Source organism: Ectothiorhodospira mobilis (assembly GCF_900114895.1).
GTDB lineage: Bacteria > Pseudomonadota > Gammaproteobacteria > Ectothiorhodospirales > Ectothiorhodospiraceae > Ectothiorhodospira > Ectothiorhodospira mobilis_A.
Map to the genome: position 1 here is coordinate 265,994 of NZ_FOUO01000002.1, position 25,922 is coordinate 291,915.

Consider the following 25,922-nt stretch of genomic DNA (forward strand, 5'->3'; position numbering starts at 1 on the left):
TTACCTCGTGCCCTGGGGTTGGGTGTTGGGGTCCTGGAGGGGTTCATCCACGGCCGAGAAGGGCCGCTTGGCATGGGCTCCGGGGGCCTCGCGCACCGGGGCGTCGGGCCCCTTGCGGATGATGCGCACCAGATAGGTGATGCCGGAGATGAAGACCACGGCGTAGACGGTGATAAAACCAAGGAGGCTGAACAGGGCCATGCCGCCGGTGAGGGAGGGGGTCAGGCCCTGTTCCGTACGGATGAGGCCATAGGCCAGCCACGGTTGGCGCCCCACCTCGGTGACGAACCAGCCCGAGAGCACCGCCAGGAAGGGCAGGGGGATCATGAGGCTGGTCAGGCGCAGGAACAGGCGCGACCGCTCCAGTCGCCCGAGCAGGGTGAGCAGGGCCCCCCAGAGGGACATGAGGATCATGAGCACCCCGATGCCCACCATGATGCGGAATCCCCAGAAGACCACCGGGACGTAGGGCCGGTCCTCCGGCGCCCATTCCTTGAGGCCGCGGATCTCGCCGTCCAGCTCGTGGGTGAGGATGAGGCTGGCCAGGTTGGGGATGCCGATCTCCAGGAAGTTACGCTCCGCCTCCTGGCTGGGGATGGCGAACAGCAGCAATGGCGCCCCCTGGGTGGTCTCCCAGACCCCTTCCATGGCCGAGACCTTCACCGGCTGGTGATGGAAGGTGTTGAGGCCGTGCACATCCCCTACCAGCAGCTGCCCCGGGGCGGCCACCACCAGCATGATCATGCACATCTGCAGGGCCCGTTTCGAGGCCTCCGGGGCCTTGCCCTTGAGCAGGAACCAGGCGGAGACCCCCGCCACCACGAAGCCCCCGGTGAGGAAGGAGGCCAGGGCCATGTGGAAGAAGCGGGGCGGGAACGAGGGATTGAAGATGGCCTCGCTCCAGGAGGTGAGATGGACGATGCCTTCCCTCAGCTCCACCCCCGCGGGGGTCTGCATCCAGCTGTTGGCCGAGAGGATCCAGAAGGAGGAGATGAAGGTCCCCAGGGCCACCATGCAGGCGGCGAAGAGGTGGGTGCCCCGGGGCACCTTGTCGCGGCCGAACAGCAGGATCCCCAGAAAGACCGCCTCCAGGAAGAAGGCCGTGACCACCTCGTAGGCCAGCACGGGCCCCAGGAAGTTGGCGCTGCTGTAGGAGAAGACGCTCCAGTTGGTCCCGAACTGGAACGACATGACGATGCCCGAGACCACGCCCATGCCAAAGACCACGGCGAAGACCTTGGTCCAGAACCGGGCCAACTGTTCGTAGGCCGGATTCTTGGTGCGATAGAGAAGGCCCTCCAGTACGGCGATATAGGAGGCCAGACCGATGGTGAAGACCGGGAAGAGGGCATGGAAGGAGACGACGAACGCGAACTGGATTCGCGACAAGATCAGGGGATCGAGATCCATGGGAAGGGCTCCCGTGTCACGGTGGAATGTAGACTGAGTCTAATGCTTGCCGGTCCCCGGCCCCATGAGGAATCTCAATGCGAAACCCTGGATGTGCACACCGGGGCTCCGCCGCCCTGGGCCTCTCCCTGGACCGGCACGGCGGCACGAAGACCGCAGGGAATGAGTGTACTTGTCCGGCGTGGGGACTCAATGCAGTGGTGACCGGAGTTTGATCCAGTGCAGGCAATCGTACGTATCGGGTGTTCTGCAGCCGTCTTTCCGGCCCTGCGACATGCAGATGCAATCTGGATCTGCTAGGCTTCGCTGCAGTGCAACATGGCAGATGGTACGGGCCGCCGTAGCGTCCTGCGTCCCTTCAATGGAGGTCACATGACGACCCAGCATCCCTTTTCCCTGGCCGGCAAGACCGGCATCGTCACCGGGCTTGCCAATGCCGACAGCATCGCCTTTGGCTGCGCCCGGGCCCTGCACGAGGCGGGGGCGGAGATGATCGCCACCTATGGCCATGCCAAGGCGGAGCGGCATGTCACGCCGCTGCTGGAGGCCATGGGACACCCCGAGCTGATGCTTTGCGATGTCCAGGACGAGGCGCAGGTGGAGGCCGTGTTCCAGCGCGCGCAGGAGCGCTGGGGCCGGCTGGATTTCCTCATCCATTCCATGGCCTTCGCCAACCGCGACGACCTGCACGGCCGTGTGGTGGACTGCTCCCGGGAGGGCTTCGCCCAGGCCATGGATATCTCCTGCCATTCCTTCCTGCGCCTGGCCCAGCGGGCGGAACCGCTGATGACCGCCGGGGGCTGCCTCATCACCCTGTCCTACTACGGGGCCGAGAAGGTGGTACCCAACTACGGCCTCATGGGGCCGGTGAAGGCGGCCCTGGAGGCCTCGGTGCGCTACATGGCCGATGAGCTGGGCCCTGCCGGCATCCGCGTCCAGGCCATCTCCCCGGGTCCCATCCGCACCCGCGCCGCCTCGGGCATCCGCGACTTCGAGGCCCTGGCCGAAGACGCCGAGCAGCGCGCCCCGCTGCGACGCCTGGTCTCCACCGAGGACGTGGGGCGCACGGCCGTCTTCCTGATCTCGGAGGCGGGACAATCACTCACCGGCGGCACCACCTACGTGGACGCCGGCCATCACGTGAAGGCCTGAAGATCCATGGACCAGAAAGTCGACGACCGGGATTACATCGAGAACCGCACCTTCGACGAGATCCAGGTGGGGGACACCGCCACCCTGGAGCGGCGGCTTACCATGGACGACATCAAGCTCTTCGCCATCATGTCCGGGGATGTGAACCCGGCCCATGTGGACGAGGACTTTGCCAAGAGCAGCCGTTTCCAGGAGATCATCGCCCACGGCATGTGGGGCGGGGCCCTCATCTCCACGGTCCTGGGCACGGAACTGCCCGGACCCGGGACCATCTACCTGGGTCAGACCCTGCGCTTCAAGGCCCCGGTGGGGCTGGGGGATGTGCTCCAGGTGAGCGTGCAGGTGAAGGAGAAGGACCCCAAGCGCAACCGGATCCAGTTCGATTGCCGCTGTACCAACCAGGACGGGCAGGAGGTGATCGAGGGGGTGGCGGACGTACTGGCCCCCACGGAGAAGGTGCGGCGTCCCCGCACCGTGATGCCCCAGGTGCGCATGGCGGAACGGGCCCGGCTGCACGAACTCCTGCACGCCGCCACCCATCCCGAACCCGTGACCATGGCCGTGGTACACCCGGTGGACACGGCCGCCATCCAGGGGGCCTACGAGTCCGCCCGGGCCGGCCTCATCCACCCGGTGCTGGTGGGACCGGAGGACCGCATCCGCGCCGCCGCGGAGGAGGCGGAGGTGGATATCCGGGATTTTCGCATCGTGCCCGCCCCCCACAGCCACGCAGCGGCGGAGAAGGCCGTGGCCATGACCCGCAGTGGCGAGATCGAGGCCATCATGAAGGGGTCCCTGCACACCGACGAACTCCTGCGGGAGGTGGTGCGCCGGGATGCCGGGCTGCGCACCGAGCGGCGCATCAGCCATGTCATGGCCTTCGATGTCCCCACCTACCCGCGGCCCCTGTTCATCACCGACGCGGCCATCAATATCTATCCCACCCTGGCGGACAAGGTGGACATCGTCCAGAATGCCATCGATCTGGCCCATGCCGTGGGCAACGACAACCCCAAGGTGGCCATCCTCTCGGCGGTGGAGACGGTGAACCCCAACATCCAGTCCACCCTGGAGGCGGCGGCCCTGTGCAAGATGGCCGAGCGGGGGCAGATCGAGGGGGGCGTGCTGGATGGGCCGCTGGCCTTCGACAACGCCGTCTCCGAGGCGGCGGCCAAGACCAAGCACATCGTCTCGCCGGTGGCGGGGAAGGCGGATATCCTGGTGGCCCCGGATCTGGAGGCCGCCAACATGCTCATGAAGCAGCTCACCTACCTGGCGGACGCCACCGGGGCGGGGCTGGTGGTGGGGGCGCGGGTGCCCATCGTCCTCACCAGCCGCGCGGACGACGCCATCACACGCATGGCCTCCTGCGCCCTGGCCCTGCTCATGGCGGATTATCAAAAGAAGAAGGGACGCTGATCCATGGAAGAGGTCCTGGTCATCAACAGCGGGTCCTCCAGCCTCAAGTTCGCCCTGTTCGGGCACGATGCGGTGGCCACCCCGGAGGACTTCCATCCCCGCTACCGGGGGCATTTCTCCGGCCTGGGGGAACGCCCCCGTTTCGTGGTCCAGGACGGGGAGGGCAACGCCCGGGTAGAGGAGTTGCCGGATGACACCGCGTCGGGCGATGGATTCGGCCACGAGGCGGCCCTGCACGCCCTGCTGGACTGGGTGGAGCAGCGCCCCGACGCCCGCCGTATCGCCGCCGTGGGCCACCGCATCGTGCACGGGGGGGAGGCCTACCGGGCCCCCGTGCGCCTGGATGGCCGGGTCCTGGACGACCTGGAGCGCCTCATCCCCCTGGCCCCCCTGCACCAGCCCCATGGCCTGGCCCCGGCGCGGGCGCTCAGCGACCTGCGGCCCCATCTACCCCAGGTGGCCTGCTTCGACACCGCCTTCCACCGCCATCAGCCCCGCCAGGCCCAGTCCTTTGCGTTGCCCCGGCGCTTCACCGAGCGGGGGGTGATCCGCTATGGCTTCCACGGCCTGTCCTATGAATACATCGGCCATGTGCTGCCCGCCCGCCTGGGCACCCCCCGCAGCGGCCGCACGGTGGTGGCCCACCTGGGCAACGGCGCCAGCCTGTGCGCCCTGCAGGACGGACGCAGCGTGGCCTCCACCATGGGCTTCACCGCCCTGGACGGTCTGCCCATGGGCACCCGCTGCGGCAACATCGACCCCGGCGTGGTACTGCACCTGATCGCACAGGAGGGTATGACCCCGGAGGAGGTGACGCACCTGCTCTACAAGGAATCCGGCCTGTTGGGGGTCTCCGGCATCAGCGGGGATATGCGCACCCTGCTGGAGAGCAACGCCCCCGAGGCCCGCGAGGCGGTGGACCTGTTCATCTACCGCATCGTGCGGGAGATCGGCAGCCTCGCCGCCGCCCTGGGCGGTCTGGACCATCTGGTGTTCACCGCCGGCATCGGTGAACGGGCCGCGCCCGTGCGGGCCCGGGTGGCCGAGGGCTGTGCCTGGCTCGGGATGGCCATCGACCAGGCCCGGAACACGGCCCATGAGCAGCGCATCTCCACGCAGGACAGCGCCGTGGATGTCTGGGTCCTCCCCACGGACGAGGAACGCATGATCGCCTGGCATACCGCCCGTTTGTGCCGTTAAATCCCCCCGCCCCGCAAAACCTCCCGCCGTATCGACTATATAGGGTCCATGGGCCGGTATCCCCCGAATCGGATCACCAGGGTGTCTTACTCCCCCATGGCATAACCCGGCATGGGTGCATTTCCCCCGCATGGATCGGTACCATGCCCGCCTTGGGGATGAACCCATCGGCGTGCAGCACAGACCGGGCCTGAGGGGATGCATGAGGCACCGGCTGGGGATGGACTAATATTCAATCGATAAATAAGAAAGAACATGCAAGCCCCTGGATTTATTGCAATATTGAATAATAGATACCGATTTCATGTACTGGTTATGCCGCTGCTGGGCTGCCTTTCCGGCTGCGGTCCCGAAGCGCCCTTACCACACCTCGGGATCTGGGAAGTGACGCGCGTCGTCGCTACTGAGGAGGGAGAGGAAGAGGCAGACCGAAAGGATGCCCTGGTGGGCCAACGCGCCGTATACACCCGGCACATGGCCCATTTCGAGTCCATGCAGTGCCTGCGTCCGCAATACACGCGGGAGCCCATGCCCGCTGGCGCGGGCGAGCCCGCCGTGGCGGGGGTGGAGCAGGCGGGGTCCCTGCAGGAGCGCATCATCATCTCCTGCCGGGGGAAAACCCTGCCCCCGGAGCAGGGCGGCATGCTCTACCTGCGGGATCGGGACACCCTGCTCATGACCTGGGAGGGGGGCATCCTGTATCTGCAGCGGCGCAGCCAGGGTCCATCGGCCTCTTATTGATCCCGCCCTCAAAAGACACCGGGCCCGCCTCCCCCTGGGGAGACGGGCCCGGAAGTCACGCTGCATGTCGCCGCGTCAGGCGCTCTTGCGGCTGGCGGAGGCCTTATCCTGTTCGGGGTGCAGGCGGGTCACCGTGGCCAGGCTTTCCTCACCCAGCTTCTGCACCTCCTGGGAATACCCCCGGTGCAGTTCCACCAGTTCGCTGGTATCCCGGGCCAGCTTCTCGCTCAGGGACTTGGCGGCCTCGCCCTGGGCCTTCAGATAGGACTCGAGGCTCTTGGGATCGTGCACCGTCTGCATGGCCCGCATCTGTTCGATGGCCACTTCGGAGTAGCCGCGGAACATGCTGATCTGATAGTCCACCAGCTTGGCCATGTGGTCCAGGGTCACGTTGTTGAACCGGCGCACCGGTTCGGCCATCGTGTTGAGCTGTTCCTGGGTCTTGTCGAAGAGTTCGTTGTACATGAGACAGATCCTCCCGTTTCCGGTTAGAAGGGCGGGGAGATCCCGACCTTGTTGCATTGCAGCATAGCGCAGTCTTTTGTGCACTGCAACAACAAGGATGGGGGCCTCTGTCTCCATTTCAAGGGCCTTGCCCCGGAAGGCGGTGGCGGGCAGGATGCCGTGCATCCCTCGATGGTGTAGATTCAACGGACTTTTCCCGGTCGGGGTCCGCAGCGCGGCCCTGGAGGAACCCCATGAGCCAAGCGCCCGCAGGCATCCGCGTCGGCATCCTGATCTTCGACCAGGTGGAGGTCCTGGACTTCGCCGGCCCCTTCGAGGTCTTCGCCACCACGCGCCTGGATGAATCCCGCCGCACGGAGGCGGATTCCCCCTTCGACATCCGCCTGGTGGCCGAGCGCAAGCGTCCTGTCACCACGGCGGGCGGGATGATGGTGGTGCCCCATCACGACTTCAAGGATTGCCCCGCACTGGACATCCTGGTGGTACCCGGTGGGCGGGGCGCGCGCCGGGAATTGAGCAACATCCATCTCATGGAATGGTTACGGGCCCAATCCAACGGGCTGTCCCTGCTGGCCGGGGTGTGCACCGGCTCCATGCTGCTGGGGCAGGCGGGGCTGCTGGAGGGGTTGCGCGCCACCACCCACTGGCGCTCCCTGGACTGGATGCGGGACTACTTCCCGGATGTGATGGTGGTGGAGGATGAGTTCGTGGTGGACGCCGGTTCGGTGATCACCTCAGCGGGGATCTCCGCCGGGATCGACATGGCCCTGCAGCTGGTGATGCGCTTCTATGGCCAGGACGTGGCCCGGGCCACCGCCTGCTACATGGAATACCCCTTCCCGGAGAACAGCCGCCCCCGGCAGGTGCACAAACTCAAGGCGGGATCCCGGCCGCCGGTGGCGGCCGGGGCCCCGGACTCCCCCGCAGGATGAGCCGGGGCAGGGCGGGGCGGTCTTACCGCCTGCCCGGGGCAGGGATGGGGTAACGGCCCTCAGATCCACGGTACTGGTTGGCGTCCACCACCGCCAGGGCGGTCATATTCACCAGGCGACGCACCGAGGCCGTCTCGGTGAGGATATGCACCGGGCGGTCGGCCCCCAGCAGGATGGGACCGACGCTCACCCCCTCGCCGCTGGCGGCCTTGAGCAGATTGAAGGCGATGTTGGCCGCATCGATGTTGGGCATCACCAGCAGGTTGGCCTCCCCCTTGAGGCGGCAATCCTGGAAGAGGCGCTGACGGATCTCCTCCTTGAGGGCGGCGTCGGCGTGCATCTCCCCGTCCACCTCCAGATCCGGGGCCATGTGTTCCAGCAGGTCCCGGGCGCGGCTCATCTTGCGCGCCCCCTCCGAATCCACACTGCCGAAGTTGGAGTGGGAGACCAGGGCCACCTTGGGGGTGAGGCCGAAGTTGCGCACCTCCTGGGCGGCCATGAGGGTGATCTCGGCGATGGTCTGGGCATCCGGGTTCTCATTGACGTAGGTGTCGCAGAGGAACAGGGTGCGCCGCGGCAGCATGAGCAGGTTCATGGTGGCGAAGTGGCGCACCCCCGGGGCCAGGCCGATCACGTCGCTAATGTGCTTCAGGTGATAGGCATGCTGGCCCACCATGCCGCAGATCATGGCGTCGGCCTCGCCGTTTTTCAGGAGCAGGGCGGCGATGAGGGTGTTGTTGCTGCGGATCTGCTGCTTGGCAAGATCCGGGGTGACGCCCCGTCGGCCCATGATGCGGTGGTATTCGCCCCAGTATTCCCGGAAACGGGGGTCGGAATCGGGATTGATCAGTTCGAAATCCTCCCCGGGGACCAAAGGCAGCCCGATGCGTTCGATGCGGCTGCGCACCACCTCCGGCCGGCCCACCACCACGGGCTGGGCCAGGCCTTCCTCCAGCACCGTCTGCACCGCCCGCAGGACGCGTTCGTCTTCCCCTTCGGGGTAGACCACCCGCCGGGGCGCCGCCTTGGCGGCGGCGAAGACCGGCTTCATCACGAAACCGGACTGGTAGACGAAGTTGTTCAGATGATCCCGGTAGGTCCAGAGCTCCTCGATGGGGGCGGTGGCCACCCCGGAGTCCATGGCCGCCTTGGCCACCATAGGGGCGATCTTGACGATCAGGCGGGGATCGAAGGGCTTGGGGATCAGATATTCAGGGCCAAAGCGCAATCCCTCGTCGCCGTAGGCCTTGGCCACCACCTCCGAGGGCTCGGCCCGGGCCAGCTCCGCCAGGGCCTTGACCGCGGCCACCTTCATGGTATCGGTGATGGTGCGCGCCCCCACGTCCAGGGCACCCCGGAAGATGAAGGGGAAGCACAAGACGTTATTCACCTGATTGGGGTAGTCCGAGCGGCCCGTGGCCATCATGGCGTCCTGGCGCACCTGGGCCACCTCCTCGGGGAAGATCTCCGGGTCCGGATTGGCCAGGGCCATGATGAGGGGTTTGGGGGCCATGCGCGCCACCATCTCCGGCTTGAGCACGCCACCGGCGGAGAGGCCGAGGAAGATGTCGGCCCCGTCGATGACCTCGCCCAGGGTGCGCGCCTCCGTGGCCTGGGCATAGCGCTGCTTGATGGTATCCATCTCCTCGGGGCGCCCCTTGTACAACACGCCATGGATATCGGTGACCCAGATGTTGTCCAGGGGCAGCCCCAGGGTCACCAGCAGGTCCAGGCAGGCGAGGGCGGCGGCCCCGGCACCGGAGGTGACCAGCTTGACGTTGCTCAGGTCCTTGCCGCACAGGTACATGGCGTTGAGCACGGCAGCGGCCACGACGATGGCGGTGCCGTGCTGGTCGTCGTGGAACACGGGGATGTTCATGCGCTCCCGCAGCCGGTGCTCGATGTAGAAGCACTCCGGGGCCTTGATGTCCTCCAGGTTGATGCCGCCGAAGGTGGGCTCCATGGCGGCGATCATGTCCACCAGGCGGTCGGGGTTGCGCTCATTGAGCTCGATGTCGAAGACATCGATATTGGCGAATTTCTTGAAAAGGACCGCCTTGCCCTCCATCACCGGCTTGGCCGCCAGGGGGCCTACCGCCCCCAAGCCCAGCACCGCCGTGCCGTTGGTGATCACACCCACCAGATTGGCCCGGGCCGTGAGGCGGCCGGCCTGGGAGGGGTCTTGGGCGATGAGCCGCGAGGCGGCGGCCACACCGGGGGAATAGGCCAGCGCCAGGTCCCGCTGGTTGGTGAGCCCCTTGGTGGGGACCACCGAGATCTTTCCCGGGGTGGGCTGGAGGTGGTAATCGAGGGCGGCTTGGTCTAGGGAGCTTTTATCCATGGGGTGTCAGGGCTTGGAACGGGGATTGGGGGGCGGTGTATTATCCGGGTTTACGGCCATTTCCGCACGTGCGGTCATCGGGAGAAGACGTCATGCGAGCATACAAGACCGGCTGGACCCTCATCACCGGCGGCGGCAGCGGTCTGGGACAGGCCCTGGCCTGGGACATCGCCGCCCGGGGCGGCCGGGTGATCGTGGCCGGGCGCCGCCCGGAGGCCCTGGAAGAGACCCGCGCCCGCGCCCCGGAGGCCATCCTTGCCGTGACGGCGGATGTGGCCACCCCCCAGGGACGTGATGCCGTGGCGCAGATCGTGCAGGACCGGGGGCCGCTCTATGGCGTGGTACACAATGCCGCGGTGCTGGATCCGGTGGGTCCGCTGGCCGAGGTCTCCCCGGAGGACTGGCGTTATCAGCAGGCCGTCAACGTGGAAGGACCGCTGTTCCTCACCCAGGCCCTGTTGCCCCATCTGATGCACGGCGGTCGCATCCTGCACATCTCCTCGGGGGCGGCCCATCGTTGCCTGGTGGGCTGGGGCGGCTACTGCAGTTCCAAGGCCGCGCTGTACATGCTCTACCTGTGCCTGCGGGAGGAGCTGGCCCCCCGGGGGGTGCATGTGGGCAGCGTGCGCCCGGGCGTGGTGGATACCCCCATGCAGACCCGCATCCGCGCCACCGATGCCAGCCGGTTCCCCGGCGTGGAGCGGTTCCGCCGCCTGAAGGCCGAGGGGCAACTGGAGTCCAGCGAACGCGTGGCGGATTTCGTCAGTTGGGTCCTGCTGGATACCGGGGATCGCCAGTTCTCCGAAGAGGAATGGGATATCGGCAATGAGGCGCAGACCCGCCTGTGGCGAGATACGCGGGCCCTCTGACCCGAGGCGGTAGGGCCCACCAGGACGACAGGGCCCGGGGGAGAGGGTGCGGGCGGAGCCGAGTCGGAGGGGAATCCACGCCGCCGCCACTATTTAACATAATATAAATTATGCGAACTGATTTGGATGCAGCGAGGAGGCAGTACGGGCCTTCGGCAGCCGGGAGCCGGGAGCCGGGAGCCCTGCATGTCCGGACCCCGGCCGCCGGCACGGTGGCGTTCTCGGCTTAGGCCACCGCCTTATCGATGCCCTCGGCCAGGACCTCACCGAGGAAACGGATCTGCTCCTCGGTGATGACGTACGGGGGCATCATGTAGGCCACGTTGCCCAGGGGCCGCAGCAGCGCGCCGCGTTCCAGGGCGTGGCGATACACCGCCAGGCCGCGGCGCTCCTGCCAGGGGTACGGCTCGCGGGTGGCCTTGTCCTTTACCATCTCCACGGCGGCGATCATGCCGTGCTGGCGCACATCGCCCACATGGGGATGATCCGCCAGGGGCGCCAGGGTCTCCCGGATCACCTGGGCCAGGTGACGGTTGTGCTCCAGCACCGCATCCTTCTCGAACAGGTCCAGGGTGGCCAGGGCCGCGGTACAGGCCAGCGGGTTGGCCGTATAGGAATGGGAATGCAGGAAGGCGTTGAGCCGCGTGTACTCATCGTAGAAGGCGTCGTAGACCTGCTCGTGGGTGAGCACCACGGACAGGGGCAGATACCCCGCAGTGAGCCCCTTGGACAGGCACATGAAGTCCGGGCTGATGCCGGCCTGCTCACAGGCGAACATGGTGCCGGTACGGCCAAAACCCACGGCGATCTCATCGGCGATGAGGTGCACCTCGTAGCGGTCGCAGAGCTGGCGCAGACGTTTCAGGTATTCCGGATGATGCATGCGCATGCCTCCGGCGCACTGCACCAGGGGTTCAACGATGACGGCGCAGGTCTCGTGGGCGTGGCGCTCCAGGGCCGCCTCCATGTCCGCGATGCGCCGCAGGGCCACCTGCTCGCAGGTCTCCCCGGGTTCCCGCTCGAAACAGTCCGGGGACGGTACGGTGATGGCCTCCATCAGCAGCGGCCGGTAGGTGGACTTGTACAGGGCCACGTCCCCCACCGCCAGGGCCCCCAGGGTCTCGCCGTGATAGCTGTTGGAGAGACAGATGAACCGGGTCTTCTCCCCCCGTCCCCGATTGAGCCAGTAGTGGAAGCTCATCTTCAGGGCCACTTCCACGGCGGCGGAACCGCTGTCGGCATAGAAACACCGGCTCAGGCCCTGGGGGGTCAGGGCCACCAGGCGCTCGGAGAGTTCCACCACCGGTTCATGGGTGAATCCGGCCAGGATGACGTGTTCCAACTGCTCCGCCTGGCGCCGCAGGGCCTCGTTGATATAGGGGTTGGCATGACCGAAGAGATTCACCCACCAGGAACTGACGGCATCGATGTAGCGCTGGCCATCGAAATCCTCCAGCCATACCCCCTCACCCCGGCGGATGGGGGTCATGGGCAGGTGTTCATGGTCCTTCATCTGGGTGCAGGGATGCCAAACCACGGCCAGATCGCGTTTTTTGAGGGTCTCGTTGTTCATCTCATTCACCTCGGGGATCGCCCCACTCTGCTCCTTCGGGGACCACGGAGCGCGGTGTGCAACGAAAAGGGCCGCGTCCGTCGCGGCCCGAAATGCCTGTCCTGTGCGTAGTAGCGCCCTGCCCGGGGATCAGTCCGTGGCGGCGGCCCGGGCCTGCATGGCGGCGTATTCGTCTTCAAAGAAGAACCGCTGTTCGCCGAAAGCCGGGCGCAGCTGATCCAGCCAGGTGGCCTGTTCGTCGTAGCGAGCGAAGAACGGGCGCTGGACCCAGTCCGGGTTGCGCCCCTGGATGAAGCGCAGCACGAAGACCTTCTCACCGTGGATCTCGGTCACCCCCTGGATCTCCACCTTGCCGGGACCGGCGCTCATGGAGGGGCCGCGGGCGGTGCGTCCCAGGCCGGAGACCCGGGTCATGGCCCCCCGATAGATCTCCCAGGCCCGGGCCAGCGGGACCTCGAAATAGCGGCGGGCGCCGGTGTCCCGCTCCACGAACATGTAGTACGGCACCACCCCCAGGCGTACCTGGGTCTGCCACATGCGGGCCCAGACCCCGGGGTCGTCGTTGATATGGGCCAACAGCGGCCCCTGGCTGCGGATCTCGGCGCCGGTATTGCGCAGGCGGCGGATGGCCTCCCGGGCCATGGGGGTGTCCATCTCACGCCAGTGGTTGTAATGGGCCATGAGGGCCACATGCTTGCCGGCCCGCACCAGGCGCTCCAGCAATTGCAGCAGCTCATCCGCGTCGGCATCGCTGACAAAGCGCTGGGGCCAGAACGTGAGGGCCTTGGTGCCGATGCGGATATTCTGCACGTGCTCGAAACGGGGCTCCATGAGGGGCTCCAGGTATTGCAGCAGGTGCTTGGTCTTCATCACCATGGGGTCACCGCCGGTGAGCAGCAGGTCGCTCACCTGGGGCTGGGACGCCAGGTAGGCCTGCAGCCGGTCGGCCTGGGTGGAGGCGATGCGCAGGTCCTTGTCCCCCACGAACTGGGGCCAGCGGAAGCAGAAGGTGCAGTAGGCGTGACAGGTCTGCCCCTGGCTGGGGAAGAACAGCACGGTCTCGCGGTACTTGTGCTGCAGCCCATCCAGGGGCTCGCCATGGAGTTCGGGGCGGTTCATGGCCACCTGCCCCGCGGGATGGGGATTCAGCTCCTCGCGCAATTGCCGCGCCAGGGCCGCGATCTGCTCCCGGGGCGCCTCTCTGCGGTGCAGGTCCGCCATGCGCTCGAAGGCGTCCGGCGAGAGCATGTCCCGTTGCGGGAAGGTCAGCTGGTACAGGGGATCGTCCGGCACCTGATCCCAGTCGATCAATTCCTCTATGATGTATTCGTTCACCCGGAACGGCAGCACGCTGCTCACCACCTTCATCTCGAAGCGGCGTTCCTCGGAGAGGCGTTCCAGGGCCGGGATACGGTCCAGGTTGCGTTCGGTGAAGACCTTGAACGGCCGCGGTTGAAGCGCACGCAGCTCTTCGTGTCGATAGAAATTCAGGACAGAACTCATGACGCCTCCGATACTCTGTGATCAGATCGTTGCGGAAAGGGAATCTGGATCCAGCGTGAAGAACAGCGGGCGTCGCAGGCGGGCCGGCCCTGCTCTCCGGGAAAGACCGCGCGGACGGCGGCACTAGAAACGCTGATAGCTTGTGGGGAAAAAGTCTTTCAATTATACCAAACCCGCCTTCCGTCACCAAATGCGACCGCCCGGCGGCCAGCCCCGCCGCCGGATCATCCCCGAGGATCCCGATGCACCCCGAATTCCCCCTGACAGACGATCTTTTGCACATGAATCATGCGGCGGTGGGTCCCTGGCCGGAGCGCACCCACCGGGCCGTGGCCACGTTCGCCCGCGAGAACAGCCAGGTCAGCTCCCGGCATTATCTCCGCTGGCTGGAGGTGGAACGGCGGCTGCGGGGGCGTCTGGCCGGTCTCATCAACGCCCCCTCCGAGGACGACATCGCCCTGTTGAAGAATACCTCCGAGGGGCTCTCTGTGGTGGCCCACGGGCTGGACTGGACCCCGGGGGACAATGTGGTCTGTCCGCTGCAGGAATTCCCCTCCAACCGCATCGTCTGGCAGTCCCTGGAGAAAGGACTCGGGGTGAAGGTGCGGCTGGTGGACCTGGACACGCCGGACCCGGAGGCCGCCCTCCTGGGGGCCATGGACCGGAATACCCGCCTCTTGAGCGTGAGCGCCGTGCAGTACGCCACGGGTCTGCGGCTGAACCTGGAACGCCTGGGCCGGGCCTGCCGCCAGCGGGGGGTGCTCTTCTGCGTCGATGCCATCCAGCAGTTGGGCGCCCTGCCCCTGGATGTGCAGGCCTGCAGCGCCGACTTCCTGGCGGCCGACGCCCACAAGTGGCTCCTGGGACCGGAGGGGATCGCGGTCTTCTACTGCCGTGCCGAACTCCGGGATCGTCTGCGCCTGCATCAGTTCGGCTGGCATATGGTGGAAGAGCCGGGGGACTTCGATCGCCTGGATTGGGCCCCTGCCGCCACTGCCCGGCGCTTCGAGGCCGGCAGTCCCAACATGCTGGGCATCCATGCCCTGGATGCGAGCCTGTCCCTGTTCGAGGAGACCGGCATGGACTTCGTGGCGGATGCCCTCTCGCGCAACGTGGAATACCTCATCGATCTGCTGCGCTCGGCCCGCTTTACGATCCTCTCCCCCATCGAGGCGGAACGCCGGGCCGGCATCGTCACCTTCACTCGGCCGGGGATGGTGGCCGAGGCCACCTGGAAGCGGCTCATGGACGCCGGGGTGCTCTGTGCCCCGCGGGGGGGCGGTATCCGTTTCTCCCCCCACTTCTACACCCCGGCCGGCCACCTGGAACGGGCCGTGGAGCGGGTAGCGGAGGCCTGACCCGATCAGCCGAACAGGGCGTGGTAGTTGGCCGTGGTCTGCGTGGCCAGGTCCTCCAGGGGAACCCCCCGCACCTGGGCCAGGCATTCCGCCACGTGGCGCACCCAGGCGGGGTGATTGCCCTTACCCCGGTGGGGCACCGGCGCCAGGTAGGGGGCATCGGTCTCCACCAGCAGCCGGTCGTCCGGCACCCGCCGCGCCACCTCCCGCAGGGCCTCGGCGTTGCGGAAGGTGACGATGCCGGAGAAAGAGACATACAGCCCCAGGTCCAGACCGCGCCGGGCCGTGTCCCAGTCCTCGGTATAGCAGTGCAATACGCCGCCCGTATCCCGCGCGCCCTCCTCCTCCAGGATGGCCAGGGTATCGGTGCGGGCGTCCCGGGTATGGATGATCAGGGGCTTGCCCGCCGCCCGGGCGGCGCGGATATGGCGGCGGAAGCGCTCCCGCTGCCATTCCAGGTCCCCCTCGTTGTAGTGGTAGTCCAGCCCGGTCTCGCCGATGGCCACCACCCGGTCCTCCCCTGCCAGGCGCACCAGGGTGTCCTCGTCGGTATCGGCGGCGGCGTCCGCGCTGGGGTGCACCCCCACGGAGCAGGACACCTGGGGATACCGCTGCGCCAGGGCGCGCACCCGGGGGAAATTCTCCATATCGATGGAGACACACAGCATGTGCTCCACCCCCGCCTCGGCGGCCACCGCCAGCAGGCGGTCCATGTCGCCGTCGAAGGGGGTCAGGTCGATGCGGTCCAGATGGCAGTGGGAATCGATGAGCATGAAGGTCTTCTTACGCGGGCACCAAGGCCCGGTGATTACATGGTGTGGGTGGGCCGGTCGGCCTGGGCGCTGCCCCCCAAAAGCCCCTCGATCTTGTTGCGGGTGGCGCCGTTGTCCTGTTCGTTGAACTGCACCCCGATGCCGGGGGTGCGGTTCCCCTGGGCCCGGGGCGGGGTGATCCAGATGATGCGCCCGGCCACGGGCAGCCGTTCCCGTTCGTCCATCAGGGTCAGCAGCATGAAGACCTCATCCCCCAGGCGGTACTGGCGCTTGGTGGGGATGAACAGTCCGCCATTCTTCACATAGGGCATGTAGGCCGAATAGAGGGAGTTCTTGTCCTTGATGGACAGCGAGAGAATACCTTGTCCCGGTGGCATGGCGTGCCCCTCGGTTCAGACCGCCACAGCGGCGGATGGGGATGAACGGCCGGATCCCGGCCGCGCCAGGGTGCGCAGGGTCACCAGCATGTCCTCCAGGGCCATGCGCGGGTTGAGGTTGCCCTCCACCCACCCGCGCCACCTGAGCAGATGGTCCCGGAGTTCGAACAGGGCTTCCAAGTCTAGCGCGTCGGCCAGCACCTGCAAGTCCCGCACCGGGGCCACCCCGGAAAGATCCCCTGGGGCCCCGGTCATGTGCCAGCGCACGGCATCGGCGCACAGGGTGTGCAACCGCTCCACCCATTCACTCAAGGGGGCATCCTGCAGGGACTCCGCAAGGGGGGCGATGCCACCGCGCCCGCGCAGCAGTTGCAGCAGGTCCGCCAACTGCCGCCGCCACGCCTCCACCGCCCCCGCCTCCGCCAGGGACCGCGCCCGCAGCGGCGAACCGCCCCCCAGGGCCAGGGCCATGTCCAGGTCCTCCTCGGGGAGGATCCCCGCCAGCCATGCCCGGGCCTTGGCCCGTTCCGGGAGCGGCGCACGCACGATCTGGCAACGGCTGCGGATGGTGGCTGGCAGGCGTGCCGAGTGGGCGGTCACCAGGATCAGCACCGCCCCCGGGGGGGGTTCCTCCAGGGTCTTGAGCAGGCTGTTGGCGGCCGCCTCCCCCATGGCCTCGGCGGGTTCGATGAGGGCGATGCGAAAGGCCCCTTGGCTGCGGCTCAAGCCCATGAAGCCGGACAATTCCCGGATCTGATCCACGAGGATGCGGGTGCGTTTCTCCTGGACCTCCACCCGGGTGAGATCGGGGTGGGCCCCGGCCGCCACCATGCGGCAGGCATGGCAGCGGCCGCAGGCGGCCCCGCCCGCCCCGGGAGCGCTGCACAGCAGGCTGCGGGCATAGGCCCCGGCCAGTGCGCCCTTGCCTGCCCCCGGCGGCCCGACGATCATGAGTCCCTGGGGGACCCGGTCCGCGGCCACCCGTGCCCACAGATCCCTCCAACCCGCCTCCAACCAGGGATAGGGGGCCGCCGTGGTCATGCCGATGCCTCCCCGTCGCACAGGGCATCCACCCGTTCCAGGACCGCCCGGCGCACCGCCTGCAGCGGTCCTGTGGCATCGATGAGGGCGTAGCGGGCGGGATCGCTCCGGGCGCGGTCACGGTACACCCCCCGCACCCGCTCGAAGAAGGCCAGGGTCTCCTGCTCGAAACGGTCCCCCTCCCCCCGCCGGCGGGCCCGGGCCAGCCCCGTCTCCACGGGGGTGTCCAGGACCAGTGTGAGATCCGGACGCCAGGTGCCCTGCACCCACTCTTCCAGGACGGCGATGCGCGAGGCCGGGATCTCCCGCCCGCCACCCTGATAGGCATAGGTGGCATCGGTGAAGCGGTCGCTGACCACCCAGGTCCCGGCCTCCAGTCGCGGCAGGATGTGGTGGCGCAGGTGTTCGGCCCGGGCGGCGAACATGAGCAGCAGTTCCGTGTCGGGGTGCATGGGGGGATAATCCCGGGACAGCAGCAGCCCCCTCACCGCCTCCCCCAGGGCCGTGCCACCGGGCTCACGGGTGCCCACGGCCGGGATACCCCGGGCCTGGAGGTGATCCACGATGGCCTCAAGGTGGGAGGTCTTGCCCACCCCTTCGATCCCCTCCAGGCAGATGAATCGGCCCCGCGTGGCCGGGGCGGGGATCGGGGGATCATGGGCCATAGCGGCTGGCGTCTCCATCGAGCTGGAAGCGGATGACCGCCTCGCGGTGCTCCCGGTAGGTCTTGGAGAAGTGGTGTGTGCCGTCCCCCCGTCCCACGAAGAACAGGGCATCGCTGTCGGCGGGATGGGTCACCGCCTGCAGGGACGCGGCCCCCGGCAGGGCGATGGGGGTGGGCGGCAGACCCTCCCGGGTGTAGGTGTTGTAGGGGGTATCCCTGCGCAGATCTTGTCTGCGGATATCTCCATCGAATCGTTCCATGCCGTAGATGATGGTGGGGTCCGACTGCAGGCGCATGCCGCGGCGCAGGCGCTCGATGAAGACCGCGGCCACCCGGTCATGCTCGCCCTGCCCTGCCTCCTTTTGCACGATGGAGGCCAGGATCAGGGCCTCGTAGGGGGTCTCCAGGGGCAGGTCCTCCTCCCGCTCCTCCCAGGCGGCCTCCAGTTCCGTCTCCATGTGGCGGTGTGCCCTGCGCAGGAATTCCAGGTCCGTGGTGCCATCGGGGAAGAGATAGGTATCCGGGAAGAACCAGCCCTCGGGATGTTCCCCGGGGCGGCCCAGCCGATCCATGACCCCGGCGTAGTCCTCCGGTTCCAGCGTGCTCTTCAGATGGGGATGGGCGGCGATGGCATCCATCATCTGACGGAAGGTCCATCCCTCCGGGATGACCAGCCGGTACTGGAGGGTACGTCCACTGACGAACAGGGCCAGGAGTTGGCGGGGGGTCATGCCCGGTTCGATGCGGTATTCCCCCGCCCGCAGGGACCTGGCCTGTCCGCTGCGGCGGCCCAGGATCTCCCAGTACAGGGGGCGGTCGATGAACCCTCGCTCCGCCAGACGATCCCCCACGGCACGCAGCGAGGCCCCCTGAGGTACCCGGAAGGTCTGCTCCGTGTGGGTGGTGATGGGCGCATCCAGGAAGCGCTGATAGTCCCAGAACAACCCTCCACCCAGGATCAGGGCCACCAGCAGGAGCGGGATGAATCCTCGTTTCATCATGCCCGGCACCCCCCTTCGGTTAAGCCCAGTGCCTCCCTCAGATGCCCCACCAGGGGCGGCACGGGTCTGGTCTTCCCCGCCAGGCAGGATACCGGCCAGATGCCGATCAGGGTATTGGTGAGAAACAGGCCGTCCGCCCGCCACAGATCGGCCTCGCTGATCGCCCCCACACGGCAGGGGATCCCTCTGCGGTCCGCCAGCTCCATGACCCGGGCGCGGGTGATGCCGGCCACGCCACAGTGCTGCAGATCCGGCGTGCGCAACCCATCCCCGCACACCAGGAACAGGTTGCTCATGACCCCCTCCACCACCTGCCCTTCGGTGTCCCGCATGATCCCCTCCTGGACTTCATCATCCCACTCGGAACGGGCCAGGACCTGTTCCAGGCGATTGAGATGCTTGATCTCCGCAAGCCGGGGGTTGCGTGCCAGGCGGGTGGTGCATAGGCGCACCGCCACCCCCTCCCGGGACCATGCGTCGGGATGACGGGGTGCGGGGGCCACCTGCAGGATCCGGGTGGGCTGTGCGCCCTTCGGCGGGGCATAGCCCCGGGGACCGGGCCCCCGGGTCAGGATCAGCTTGAGGACCCCTGCATCCACCCCCGCGCAGACCCGTGAGATCTCCGCATCCAGCAGGTCGGGCCCCGGCAGCGGGATCCCCAGACGACGGCAACCCGCAGAGAGCCGGGTCCGATGCCGTTCCCAGCACACGGGGCTGCCGTGGTGGATGCGCAGGGTCTCGAACAGGCCATCCCCGTATTGCAGCCCCCGATCCTCTACAGGCAGGGTGTGGGCAGGCTGGCCGTTGACCAGGATCATGGCCGGATACCCGGCACCTTCGCCCCTTCCCAAGGCCCCGGCAACCGCCGATCAGAGGGTATTGAAGACCAGGGAGCCGTTGGTGCCACCAAAGCCGAAGGAATTGGACAGGGCCACACGCGCCTGGGTCTCCCGGGGGGTATGGGGCACGAAGTCTAGGTCGCACTCCGGATCCGGGGTCTCCAGATTGATGGTGGGCGGCAGCACCCCGTGGTGCAGGGCCAGGGCGGTGAAGACCGCCTCCACGCCGCCGGCGGCCCCCAGCAGGTGGCCGGTCATGGACTTGGTGGAACTCACCGCCGCCTTATAGGCATGATCCCCCAGGGCCCGCTTGATGGCATTGGTCTCGGCCCGGTCGCCGGCGGGGGTGGAGGTGCCGTGGGCATTGATGTAGTCCACGTCCTCGGGGTTGAAACCGGCATCCTTCAGGGCGTTGCGCATGCACGTGGCGGCCCCCTCCCCGCCCTCGGAGGGCTGGGTCATGTGATAGGCGTCGGCGTTCCAGCCAAACCCGGAGAGTTCGCAATAGATGCGGGCACCGCGGGCCTTGGCATGCTCGTATTCCTCCAGCATCAGCACCCCGGCACCGTCTCCCAGCACGAAACCGTCCCGGTCCTTGTCCCATGGACGGCTGGCGTGCTCGGGATCGTCGTTGCGGGTGGACAGGGCACGGGCCGCGGCAAAGCCGCCGATGCCCAGGGGGGTGGTGGCCATCTCGGCGCCGCCGGCAAGCATCATGTCGGCATCGCCGTACTTGATCATGCGCATGGCGTCACCGATGTTGTGGGTGCCGGTGGCACAGGCGGAGACGATGGAGATGTTGGGCCCCTTGAGGCCGAACCGGATGGAGAGGTTCCCGGCCACCATGTTGATGATGGCGCTGGGCACGAAGAAGGGGGAGATCTTGCGGGCCCCGCCCCTGAGATAGGCGCCGTAGCTCTTCTCGATGTAGGGCAGTCCGCCGATGCCGGAGCCGACGGCCACGCCGATGCGCTCGGCGTTGTCCTCGTCGATCTCGATCCCGGCGTCGCGCATGGCCTGAATACCCGCGGCCATGCCGTAATGGACAAAGGTGTCCATCTTGCGCTGTTCCTTGGGCGGGATGTACTCGTCGGCGTCGAAGTCCCGCACGGCCCCGGAGATCCGCACGGACATCTGGGAGGCGTCAAAGACCTCGATCGGTGTGATACCGCTGCGTCCCGCGAGGATGTTCTCCCACGCGGCCTGGATGGTGGAACCCACCGGCGAGACGATGCCGAGACCGGTAATGACTACGCGCCGCTTAGACAATCTGCACCCCTTCTTCACGAAATAAGGCGAACCTGCCGGCGCGGCGACGACCCGCCAGGGGGTGGCCGCCGCCGCACCGCCTTGCAGGGTTGAAAACCGCGATCAGGCGTTGGGCAGGTGCTCGTTGATGTAGTCGATGGCCTGCTGCACGGTGGTGATCTTCTCGGCTTCTTCGTCGGGAATCTCCGTCTCGAATTCTTCTTCCAGGGCCATCACCAGCTCCACGGTATCCAGCGAATCCGCGCCGAGATCGTCGACGAAGGATGCGGAGGTCTTGACGTCCTCCTCCTTGACACCGAGTTGCTCGACGACGATTTTCTTGACGCGTTCTTCGATATTGCTCATGGTTAACGTATCCCCTTGATTTGAAAAGCAGCCGAAGCTGGGCCGCTATTGTAGTGAATTCCCTTCGGCCGTTCCACTCCGTGCGGCGGGGTTCCCGCCGGACGACGCATCAGGCCATGTACATGCCGCCATTGACGTGAATGGTCTCGCCGGTGACATAGGCGGCCGCCGGGGAGGCCAGGAAGGCCACCACCTCGGCCACCTCCTCCGGCATCCCCAGACGTCCCAGGGGGATCTGCCCCAGCAGCGCATCACGCTGCGCCTCCGGCAAATCCCGGGTCATGTCGGTGTCGATGAAACCGGGGGCCACCGTGTTCACCGTCACCCCCCGCGGCCCCACCTCCCGGGCCAGGGACTTGGTGAAGCCCAGGAGCCCTGCCTTGGCCGCGGCGTAATTGGTCTGGCCCGCGTTGCCGGAGGAGCCCACGACGGAACCGATATGGATGATGCGGCCCCGGCGGGCCCGGGTCATGCCCCGCAGCACGGCCTTGCTCATACGGTAGACGGCGGTGAGGTTGGTACGGATGATATCCTCCCATTCCTCGTCCTTCATGCGCATGAGCAGATTATCCCGGGTGATGCCCGCGTTGTTCACCAGGATGCCCACCGGGCCGAATTCCTCGCTGACCTGTCGGATGAGGCCGTCCACATCCTCCGGGCGGGTCACATCCAGCACCATGCCCCTGCCCCGGGCACCGGTCTCCTGCAGATAGGCCGTGATGGCCTCGGCCCCCTTCTCGCTGGTGGCGGTGCCCACCACGGTGGCCCCGCGGGCCGCCAGGGTCGTGGCGATGGCGCGGCCGATGCCCCGGCTGGCGCCGGTGACGAGCGCGATTTCACCTTCAAGCGTCATGCATGCTCCTCAAGTCTTTTTGCTTCCCGGCCCGGCTGGGTGGACACGGGTTGAATCATACCCCGCGGCACGCGGCCAAGGCCTCGTTCAGGCTCTCCGGGTCCTGCACGCAGGTCAGCGACAGGGACCGGTCGATGCGCTTGTTCAGCCCGGTAAGCACCTTGCCGGGGCCCAGTTCTACCACATGGGTCACCCCTTCGGAGGCCATGCGCCGCACGGTCTCCACCCAGCGCACCGGCCGGTGCATCTGCGCCGCCAGGGCGCCCCGGATCACCTTTGCTTCATCATGGCAAGCCACGTCCACGTTGTGAATCACCGGGATCGACGGCGTCCCCACGCGGATGGACTCCAACAGGACATGCATCTGGGAGGCGGCGGATTTCATCAGGCGGCAATGGGAAGGCACGCTCACCGGCAGGATCACACTGCGCTTGGCACCGGCGGCCTTCGCCCCTTCCACGGCGGCCTCCACGGCGGCCTTCTCGCCGGCGATCACCACCTGTCCCGGGGCGTTGAAATTCACCGCCTCCACGACCCCGTGCCCGCCGGCCTCCTGGCAGACGGCCTGCACCTGATCGTCCTCCAGGCCGAGGATGGCGGCCATGGCGCCACTGCCCTCGGCCACGGCGCCCTGCATGAGGCGTCCACGTTCGGCCACCACGCGTACCGCCGCATCAAAATCCAACGCCCCGGAGCACACCAGGGCGGTATATTCCCCCAGACTATGGCCGGCCATCATTTCGGGATCGGGGCCGCCCTGCTCCTTCCACACCCGCCAGACGGCCACGCCGGCCGCCAGCATGGCGGGCTGGGTGTTCTCCGTGCGGTTGAGTTCGGCCTCGGAGCCCTCCTGGGCAAGGGCCCACAGGTCCCGGCCCAGGACCTCCGATGCCTCCTGGAAGGTCTCCCGCACCCGGGGATGGGCCGCCCCCAGGGCGGACAACATCCCAACGCACTGGGAGCCCTGACCGGGAAAGACGCAGGCAATCTTCATGGACGGAATCCTTCACGGAGATCGGAATCAAGCCGCGTAGTGTAGGCAAACCACGGGGTTCGGGGCAATGATGAAAATGGCCTTCCCGGGGGGCTCTCGCGGCCCTTGTGTTATGCCGCCCATTGTTGATAATGAGCGACTTCGCTTGCTCAACCCTGTACAGGCGTATGCCGAAAGAAGACCACATCGAACTGGATGGCACGGTGCTGGAAAATCTGCCCAACACCATGTTCCGAGTTGAACTGGACAACGGACATGTGGTGACAGCCCATATCTCCGGTCGCATGCGCAAGCATTACATCCGCATCCTGCGCGGAGACCGGGTCACGGTGCAGATGACGCCCTATGACCTGACCAAGGGACGGATCGTCTACCGGAACAAGTAGTTCCGGCGAGCCATGCACCCCCTTCTCCCGGACCGGAGGGAACCGGTCCCGGGCCGCATTGGCCTTGCCCAAAGCCCCGCCCCCAAAGCAACCGCCCGGCTCGGGGCCGGGCGGGACGCTGGGACCGATGGGCGTGGTGCGAAGGGGGGGTCAGTGCACCGCCTCCTCGGCGAAATCCAGGGTGAGCTTGTCACCGCTGACCCCCACGTGCACCTCGCCACCCCCCACGAGACGGCCGAACAGCACCTCCTCCGCCAGGGGTTTCTTGATGTGCTCCTGGATCACCCGGGCCATGGGCCGGGCCCCCATGGCGGGGTCGTAGCCGTGCTCAGCCAGCCAGGCCCGGGCATCGTCGTCCACCACCAGCACCACCTTCTTCTCGTCCAGCTGGGCCTGGAGCTGGGTGAGGAACTTGTCCACGACGCTGGCGATGGTGACGGCATCCAGGGCCTTGAACTGGATGATGGCATCCAGGCGATTGCGGAATTCCGGGCTGAAGGTGCGCTTGAGCACCTCCATGGCATCCGTGGAATGGTCCTGGGGGGTGAAGCCCACGGAACGCCGGCTGGCCACCTCGGCCCCGGCATTGCTGGTCATCACCAGGATCACGTTGCGGAAATCCACCTTGCGTCCGTTGGTGTCCGTCAGGGTGCCGTGGTCCATCACCTGCAGCAGTAGGTTGAACACATCCGGATGGGCCTTCTCCACCTCGTCCAGGAGCAGCACCGCATGGGGCTGCTTGAGGATGGCATCGGTGAGCAGACCGCCCTCGTCGTAGCCCACGTACCCCGGAGGGGCCCCGATGAGCCGGGAGACGGTGTGCCGCTCCATGTACTCGGACATGTCGAAGCGCACCAGTTCGATCCCCAGGATCTGGGCCAGCTGACGGGTCACCTCGGTCTTGCCCACGCCGGTGGGGCCGGCGAAGAGGAAGGAGCCGATGGGCTTGTTGCTGTCCGCCAGTCCGGAGCGGGACATCTTGATGGCCGCTGCCAGGGTCTCGATGGGCTCGTCCTGACCGAACACCACCATCTTCAGGTTCCGCTCCAGGTTCTTCAGGGTCTCCATATCGGAGGCGGAGACGCTCTTGGGCGGGATGCGGGCGATCTTGGCCACGATATTCTCCACATCCTGCACCGAGATGGTCTTCTTGCGCTGGCTCACCGGCACGAGACGGCGGTTGGCGCCGGCCTCGTCGATGACATCGATGGCCTTGTCCGGCAGATGCCGGTCGGTGATGTAGCGGCTGGAGAGTTCCGCCGCCGCGCGCAGGGCCTTGTTGGTATAGCGCACGTCATGGTGCGACTCGAAGCGGCTCTTGAGCCCCCGCAGGATCTCGTAGGTCTCGTCCACCGTGGGCTCGTTCACGTCGATCTTCTGGAAACGCCGCGCCAGGGCGCGATCCTTCTCGAAGATGCCGCGGTATTCCTGATAGGTGGTGGAGCCGATGCATTTGAGCTCACCGGAGGCCAGCATGGGCTTGATGAGGTTGGAGGCATCCATGACGCCGCCGGAGGCAGAACCCGCGCCGATGATGGTGTGGATCTCGTCGATGAAGAGCACGGCCCCGGGCTGGCGGCGCAGCTGCCCCAGCACCCCCTTGAGGCGTTTCTCGAAGTCGCCGCGGTACTTCGTGCCGGCCACCAGGGCACCCAGGTCCAGGGCGTAGATGGTGCTGCGCTGCAGGACCTCCGGCACGTCCCCGTCCACGATCTTCTTCGCCAGCCCCTCGGCGATGGCCGTCTTGCCCACACCGGCCTCCCCCACGAACAGGGGGTTGTTCTTGCGCCGGCGGCAGAGGATCTGCACCGTGCGCTCCAGTTCATGGCCGCGGCCGATGAGGGGGTCGATCTTGCCCTTGCGGGCCTGGTCGTTGAGGTTGGTGGCGAAGTTTTCCAGGGGACTCTTGCGCCCGGACTCCTCCCCCTCCTGGGCCTCGGCGGAACCGCTGGAGGCGGCATCCTCGTCCTGGGATTCGTCGGGCACCTTGGAGATGCCGTGGGAGATGTAGTTGACCACGTCCAGCCGTGCCAGGTCGTGCTGGCCCAGCAGATAGACGGCGTGGGACTCCTGCTCGCCGAAGATGGCGACGAGGACATTGGCCCCCGTCACCTCCTTCTTGCCGGAGGATTGCACGTGGAAGACCGCCCGCTGCAGCACGCGCTGGAAGCCCAGGGTGGGCTGGGTGTCCCGGGGATCCTTGGCCGGCAGCTTCGGGGTGTTGGTGTCCACGAACTCCTCCAGCTGGCGGCGCAGGGTCTCCACGTTCACCCCGCAGGCCCGCAGTACGTTCACGGCCGTGGGATTGTCCGTGAGGGCGAGCAGCAGGTGCTCCACCGTCATGAACTCGTGCCGCTTCTCCCGCGCGGCCTTGAAGGCCATGTTGAGTGAAAACTCGAGTTCTTTATTCAGCATGA

Annotated in this window: 24 protein-coding genes; 8 read left to right on the forward strand and 16 right to left on the reverse strand. The window is 67.0% G+C overall.

The window, feature by feature from the left end; genetic code table 11:
* Positions 1 to 1,410 carry a cytochrome ubiquinol oxidase subunit I gene (locus tag BM214_RS02610; protein ID WP_090483635.1) on the reverse strand — a complete coding sequence of 470 codons (1,410 nt, stop codon included), beginning with the start codon at positions 1,408 to 1,410 and terminating at the stop codon, positions 1 to 3.
* 372 nt (positions 1,411 to 1,782) lie between these two features.
* Between BM214_RS02610 and fabI the strand changes: the two genes are divergently transcribed.
* The 4 genes from fabI to BM214_RS02630 all read left to right on the forward strand — a co-directional run bounded on the left by fabI (position 1,783) and on the right by BM214_RS02630 (position 5,922).
* Complete coding sequence (fabI, locus tag BM214_RS02615; protein WP_090483636.1) at positions 1,783 to 2,562, forward strand: enoyl-ACP reductase FabI; 780 nt, start codon at positions 1,783 to 1,785, stop codon at positions 2,560 to 2,562.
* Between the two features lie 6 nt (positions 2,563 to 2,568).
* Positions 2,569 to 3,981, forward strand: a complete 1,413-nt coding sequence (locus BM214_RS02620; protein ID WP_090483637.1) for a bifunctional enoyl-CoA hydratase/phosphate acetyltransferase — start codon at positions 2,569 to 2,571, stop codon at positions 3,979 to 3,981.
* Positions 3,982 to 3,984: 3 nt separating this feature from the next.
* On the forward strand, positions 3,985 to 5,181 hold the full coding sequence (locus BM214_RS02625) for an acetate/propionate family kinase (RefSeq protein WP_090483638.1): 1,197 nt from the start codon (positions 3,985 to 3,987) through the stop codon (positions 5,179 to 5,181).
* Between the two features lie 384 nt (positions 5,182 to 5,565).
* Positions 5,566 to 5,922, forward strand: coding sequence for a hypothetical protein (locus BM214_RS02630; protein WP_143096334.1), 357 nt, complete (start codon positions 5,566 to 5,568; stop codon positions 5,920 to 5,922).
* 75 nt (positions 5,923 to 5,997) lie between these two features.
* Here BM214_RS02630 and BM214_RS02635 read toward each other — a convergent pair whose 3' ends face one another.
* The gene (locus tag BM214_RS02635) at positions 5,998 to 6,387 is read right to left on the reverse strand and encodes a phasin family protein (protein ID WP_177217561.1); all 390 of its coding nucleotides are present in this window, start codon (positions 6,385 to 6,387) and stop codon (positions 5,998 to 6,000) included.
* Positions 6,388 to 6,620: 233 nt separating this feature from the next.
* On the opposite strand from BM214_RS02635, the gene BM214_RS02640 reads away from it, so the two are divergent.
* Positions 6,621 to 7,319, forward strand: a complete 699-nt coding sequence (locus BM214_RS02640) for a DJ-1/PfpI family protein (RefSeq protein WP_090483641.1) — start codon at positions 6,621 to 6,623, stop codon at positions 7,317 to 7,319.
* Positions 7,320 to 7,341: 22 nt separating this feature from the next.
* Here the strand turns inward: BM214_RS02640 and BM214_RS02645 are convergent, their stop codons facing one another.
* Complete coding sequence (locus tag BM214_RS02645) at positions 7,342 to 9,660, reverse strand: NADP-dependent malic enzyme (protein ID WP_090483642.1); 2,319 nt, start codon at positions 9,658 to 9,660, stop codon at positions 7,342 to 7,344.
* 92 nt (positions 9,661 to 9,752) lie between these two features.
* Here BM214_RS02645 and BM214_RS02650 point away from each other — a divergent pair, with 92 nt between their 5' ends.
* Positions 9,753 to 10,529 carry an SDR family oxidoreductase gene (locus tag BM214_RS02650; protein ID WP_090483643.1) on the forward strand — a complete coding sequence of 259 codons (777 nt, stop codon included), beginning with the start codon at positions 9,753 to 9,755 and terminating at the stop codon, positions 10,527 to 10,529.
* 226 nt (positions 10,530 to 10,755) lie between these two features.
* Here the strand turns inward: BM214_RS02650 and BM214_RS02655 are convergent, their stop codons facing one another.
* Complete coding sequence (locus BM214_RS02655) at positions 10,756 to 12,102, reverse strand: adenosylmethionine--8-amino-7-oxononanoate transaminase (protein ID WP_090483644.1); 1,347 nt, start codon at positions 12,100 to 12,102, stop codon at positions 10,756 to 10,758.
* 129 nt (positions 12,103 to 12,231) lie between these two features.
* Positions 12,232 to 13,605: a KamA family radical SAM protein gene (locus tag BM214_RS02660; RefSeq protein WP_090483645.1), complete on the reverse strand. Its 1,374-nt coding sequence runs from the start codon at positions 13,603 to 13,605 to the stop codon at positions 12,232 to 12,234.
* Positions 13,606 to 13,847: 242 nt separating this feature from the next.
* On the opposite strand from BM214_RS02660, the gene BM214_RS02665 reads away from it, so the two are divergent.
* Positions 13,848 to 14,963 carry an aminotransferase class V-fold PLP-dependent enzyme gene (locus BM214_RS02665; RefSeq protein ID WP_090483646.1) on the forward strand — a complete coding sequence of 372 codons (1,116 nt, stop codon included), beginning with the start codon at positions 13,848 to 13,850 and terminating at the stop codon, positions 14,961 to 14,963.
* Positions 14,964 to 14,968: 5 nt separating this feature from the next.
* On the opposite strand, the gene BM214_RS02670 is transcribed toward BM214_RS02665, so the two are convergent.
* From BM214_RS02670 to fabD, 10 genes are all read right to left on the reverse strand, one after another.
* Positions 14,969 to 15,736 carry a TatD family hydrolase gene (locus BM214_RS02670; RefSeq protein WP_090483647.1) on the reverse strand — a complete coding sequence of 256 codons (768 nt, stop codon included), beginning with the start codon at positions 15,734 to 15,736 and terminating at the stop codon, positions 14,969 to 14,971.
* Between the two features lie 35 nt (positions 15,737 to 15,771).
* On the reverse strand, positions 15,772 to 16,113 hold the full coding sequence (locus BM214_RS02675; protein WP_090483648.1) for a PilZ domain-containing protein: 342 nt from the start codon (positions 16,111 to 16,113) through the stop codon (positions 15,772 to 15,774).
* A 15-nt stretch (positions 16,114 to 16,128) separates the two neighbouring features.
* Entirely contained in the window at positions 16,129 to 17,154 is a 1,026-nt protein-coding gene (gene holB, locus BM214_RS02680; RefSeq protein WP_090483649.1) for a DNA polymerase III subunit delta', read from the reverse strand.
* The gene (gene tmk / locus BM214_RS02685; RefSeq protein WP_090483650.1) at positions 17,151 to 17,819 is read right to left on the reverse strand and encodes a dTMP kinase; all 669 of its coding nucleotides are present in this window, start codon (positions 17,817 to 17,819) and stop codon (positions 17,151 to 17,153) included. The genes holB and tmk overlap by 4 nt, the downstream gene beginning before the upstream one ends.
* Positions 17,809 to 18,816, reverse strand: a complete 1,008-nt coding sequence (gene mltG / locus BM214_RS02690; RefSeq protein ID WP_090483705.1) for an endolytic transglycosylase MltG — start codon at positions 18,814 to 18,816, stop codon at positions 17,809 to 17,811. Before mltG ends, tmk begins: the two co-directional genes overlap by 11 nt.
* Entirely contained in the window at positions 18,816 to 19,637 is an 822-nt protein-coding gene (gene pabC / locus BM214_RS02695; RefSeq protein WP_090483651.1) for an aminodeoxychorismate lyase, read from the reverse strand. The genes mltG and pabC overlap by 1 nt, the downstream gene beginning before the upstream one ends.
* Positions 19,638 to 19,688: 51 nt before the next feature.
* Positions 19,689 to 20,927 carry a beta-ketoacyl-ACP synthase II gene (gene fabF, locus BM214_RS02700; RefSeq protein WP_090483652.1) on the reverse strand — a complete coding sequence of 413 codons (1,239 nt, stop codon included), beginning with the start codon at positions 20,925 to 20,927 and terminating at the stop codon, positions 19,689 to 19,691.
* 102 nt (positions 20,928 to 21,029) lie between these two features.
* Positions 21,030 to 21,272 carry an acyl carrier protein gene (acpP, locus tag BM214_RS02705; RefSeq protein ID WP_090483653.1) on the reverse strand — a complete coding sequence of 81 codons (243 nt, stop codon included), beginning with the start codon at positions 21,270 to 21,272 and terminating at the stop codon, positions 21,030 to 21,032.
* 109 nt (positions 21,273 to 21,381) lie between these two features.
* A complete protein-coding gene (gene fabG / locus BM214_RS02710) occupies positions 21,382 to 22,125 on the reverse strand; it encodes a 3-oxoacyl-ACP reductase FabG (RefSeq protein ID WP_090483654.1) in 744 nt (247 codons plus the stop codon).
* 55 nt (positions 22,126 to 22,180) lie between these two features.
* Positions 22,181 to 23,119 (reverse strand): ACP S-malonyltransferase, encoded by a 939-nt coding sequence (gene fabD, locus BM214_RS02715; protein ID WP_090483655.1) that lies wholly within the window; start codon positions 23,117 to 23,119, stop codon positions 22,181 to 22,183.
* Positions 23,120 to 23,286: 167 nt separating this feature from the next.
* On the opposite strand from fabD, the gene infA reads away from it, so the two are divergent.
* Positions 23,287 to 23,505 (forward strand): translation initiation factor IF-1, encoded by a 219-nt coding sequence (infA, locus tag BM214_RS02720; RefSeq protein WP_090483656.1) that lies wholly within the window; start codon positions 23,287 to 23,289, stop codon positions 23,503 to 23,505.
* A 150-nt stretch (positions 23,506 to 23,655) separates the two neighbouring features.
* Here the strand turns inward: infA and clpA are convergent, their stop codons facing one another.
* A complete protein-coding gene (gene clpA / locus BM214_RS02725; RefSeq protein ID WP_090483657.1) occupies positions 23,656 to 25,920 on the reverse strand; it encodes an ATP-dependent Clp protease ATP-binding subunit ClpA in 2,265 nt (754 codons plus the stop codon).
* Between the last annotated feature and the right edge of the window lie 2 nt (positions 25,921 to 25,922).

Coding starts and splice junctions, on each gene's coding strand:
- fabG (WP_090483654.1), bottom strand. CDS start 22,125: ATGACGCTTGAAGGTGAAATCGCGCTCGTCACCGGCGCCAGCCGGGGC.
- BM214_RS02645 (WP_090483642.1), bottom strand. CDS start 9,660: ATGGATAAAAGCTCCCTAGACCAAGCCGCCCTCGATTACCACCTCCAG.
- fabD (WP_090483655.1), bottom strand. CDS start 23,119: ATGAAGATTGCCTGCGTCTTTCCCGGTCAGGGCTCCCAGTGCGTTGGG.
- BM214_RS02625 (WP_090483638.1), top strand. CDS start 3,985: ATGGAAGAGGTCCTGGTCATCAACAGCGGGTCCTCCAGCCTCAAGTTC.
- pabC (WP_090483651.1), bottom strand. CDS start 19,637: ATGATCCTGGTCAACGGCCAGCCTGCCCACACCCTGCCTGTAGAGGAT.
- BM214_RS02655 (WP_090483644.1), bottom strand. CDS start 12,102: ATGAACAACGAGACCCTCAAAAAACGCGATCTGGCCGTGGTTTGGCAT.
- clpA (WP_090483657.1), bottom strand. CDS start 25,920: ATGCTGAATAAAGAACTCGAGTTTTCACTCAACATGGCCTTCAAGGCC.
- BM214_RS02640 (WP_090483641.1), top strand. CDS start 6,621: ATGAGCCAAGCGCCCGCAGGCATCCGCGTCGGCATCCTGATCTTCGAC.
- BM214_RS02670 (WP_090483647.1), bottom strand. CDS start 15,736: ATGCTCATCGATTCCCACTGCCATCTGGACCGCATCGACCTGACCCCC.
- acpP (WP_090483653.1), bottom strand. CDS start 21,272: ATGAGCAATATCGAAGAACGCGTCAAGAAAATCGTCGTCGAGCAACTC.
- BM214_RS02650 (WP_090483643.1), top strand. CDS start 9,753: ATGCGAGCATACAAGACCGGCTGGACCCTCATCACCGGCGGCGGCAGC.
- BM214_RS02610 (WP_090483635.1), bottom strand. CDS start 1,410: ATGGATCTCGATCCCCTGATCTTGTCGCGAATCCAGTTCGCGTTCGTC.
- BM214_RS02660 (WP_090483645.1), bottom strand. CDS start 13,605: ATGAGTTCTGTCCTGAATTTCTATCGACACGAAGAGCTGCGTGCGCTT.
- BM214_RS02635 (WP_177217561.1), bottom strand. CDS start 6,387: ATGTACAACGAACTCTTCGACAAGACCCAGGAACAGCTCAACACGATG.
- BM214_RS02665 (WP_090483646.1), top strand. CDS start 13,848: ATGCACCCCGAATTCCCCCTGACAGACGATCTTTTGCACATGAATCAT.
- BM214_RS02675 (WP_090483648.1), bottom strand. CDS start 16,113: ATGCCACCGGGACAAGGTATTCTCTCGCTGTCCATCAAGGACAAGAAC.
- infA (WP_090483656.1), top strand. CDS start 23,287: ATGCCGAAAGAAGACCACATCGAACTGGATGGCACGGTGCTGGAAAAT.
- BM214_RS02620 (WP_090483637.1), top strand. CDS start 2,569: ATGGACCAGAAAGTCGACGACCGGGATTACATCGAGAACCGCACCTTC.
- fabI (WP_090483636.1), top strand. CDS start 1,783: ATGACGACCCAGCATCCCTTTTCCCTGGCCGGCAAGACCGGCATCGTC.
- holB (WP_090483649.1), bottom strand. CDS start 17,154: ATGACCACGGCGGCCCCCTATCCCTGGTTGGAGGCGGGTTGGAGGGAT.
- mltG (WP_090483705.1), bottom strand. CDS start 18,816: ATGAAACGAGGATTCATCCCGCTCCTGCTGGTGGCCCTGATCCTGGGT.
- tmk (WP_090483650.1), bottom strand. CDS start 17,819: ATGGCCCATGATCCCCCGATCCCCGCCCCGGCCACGCGGGGCCGATTC.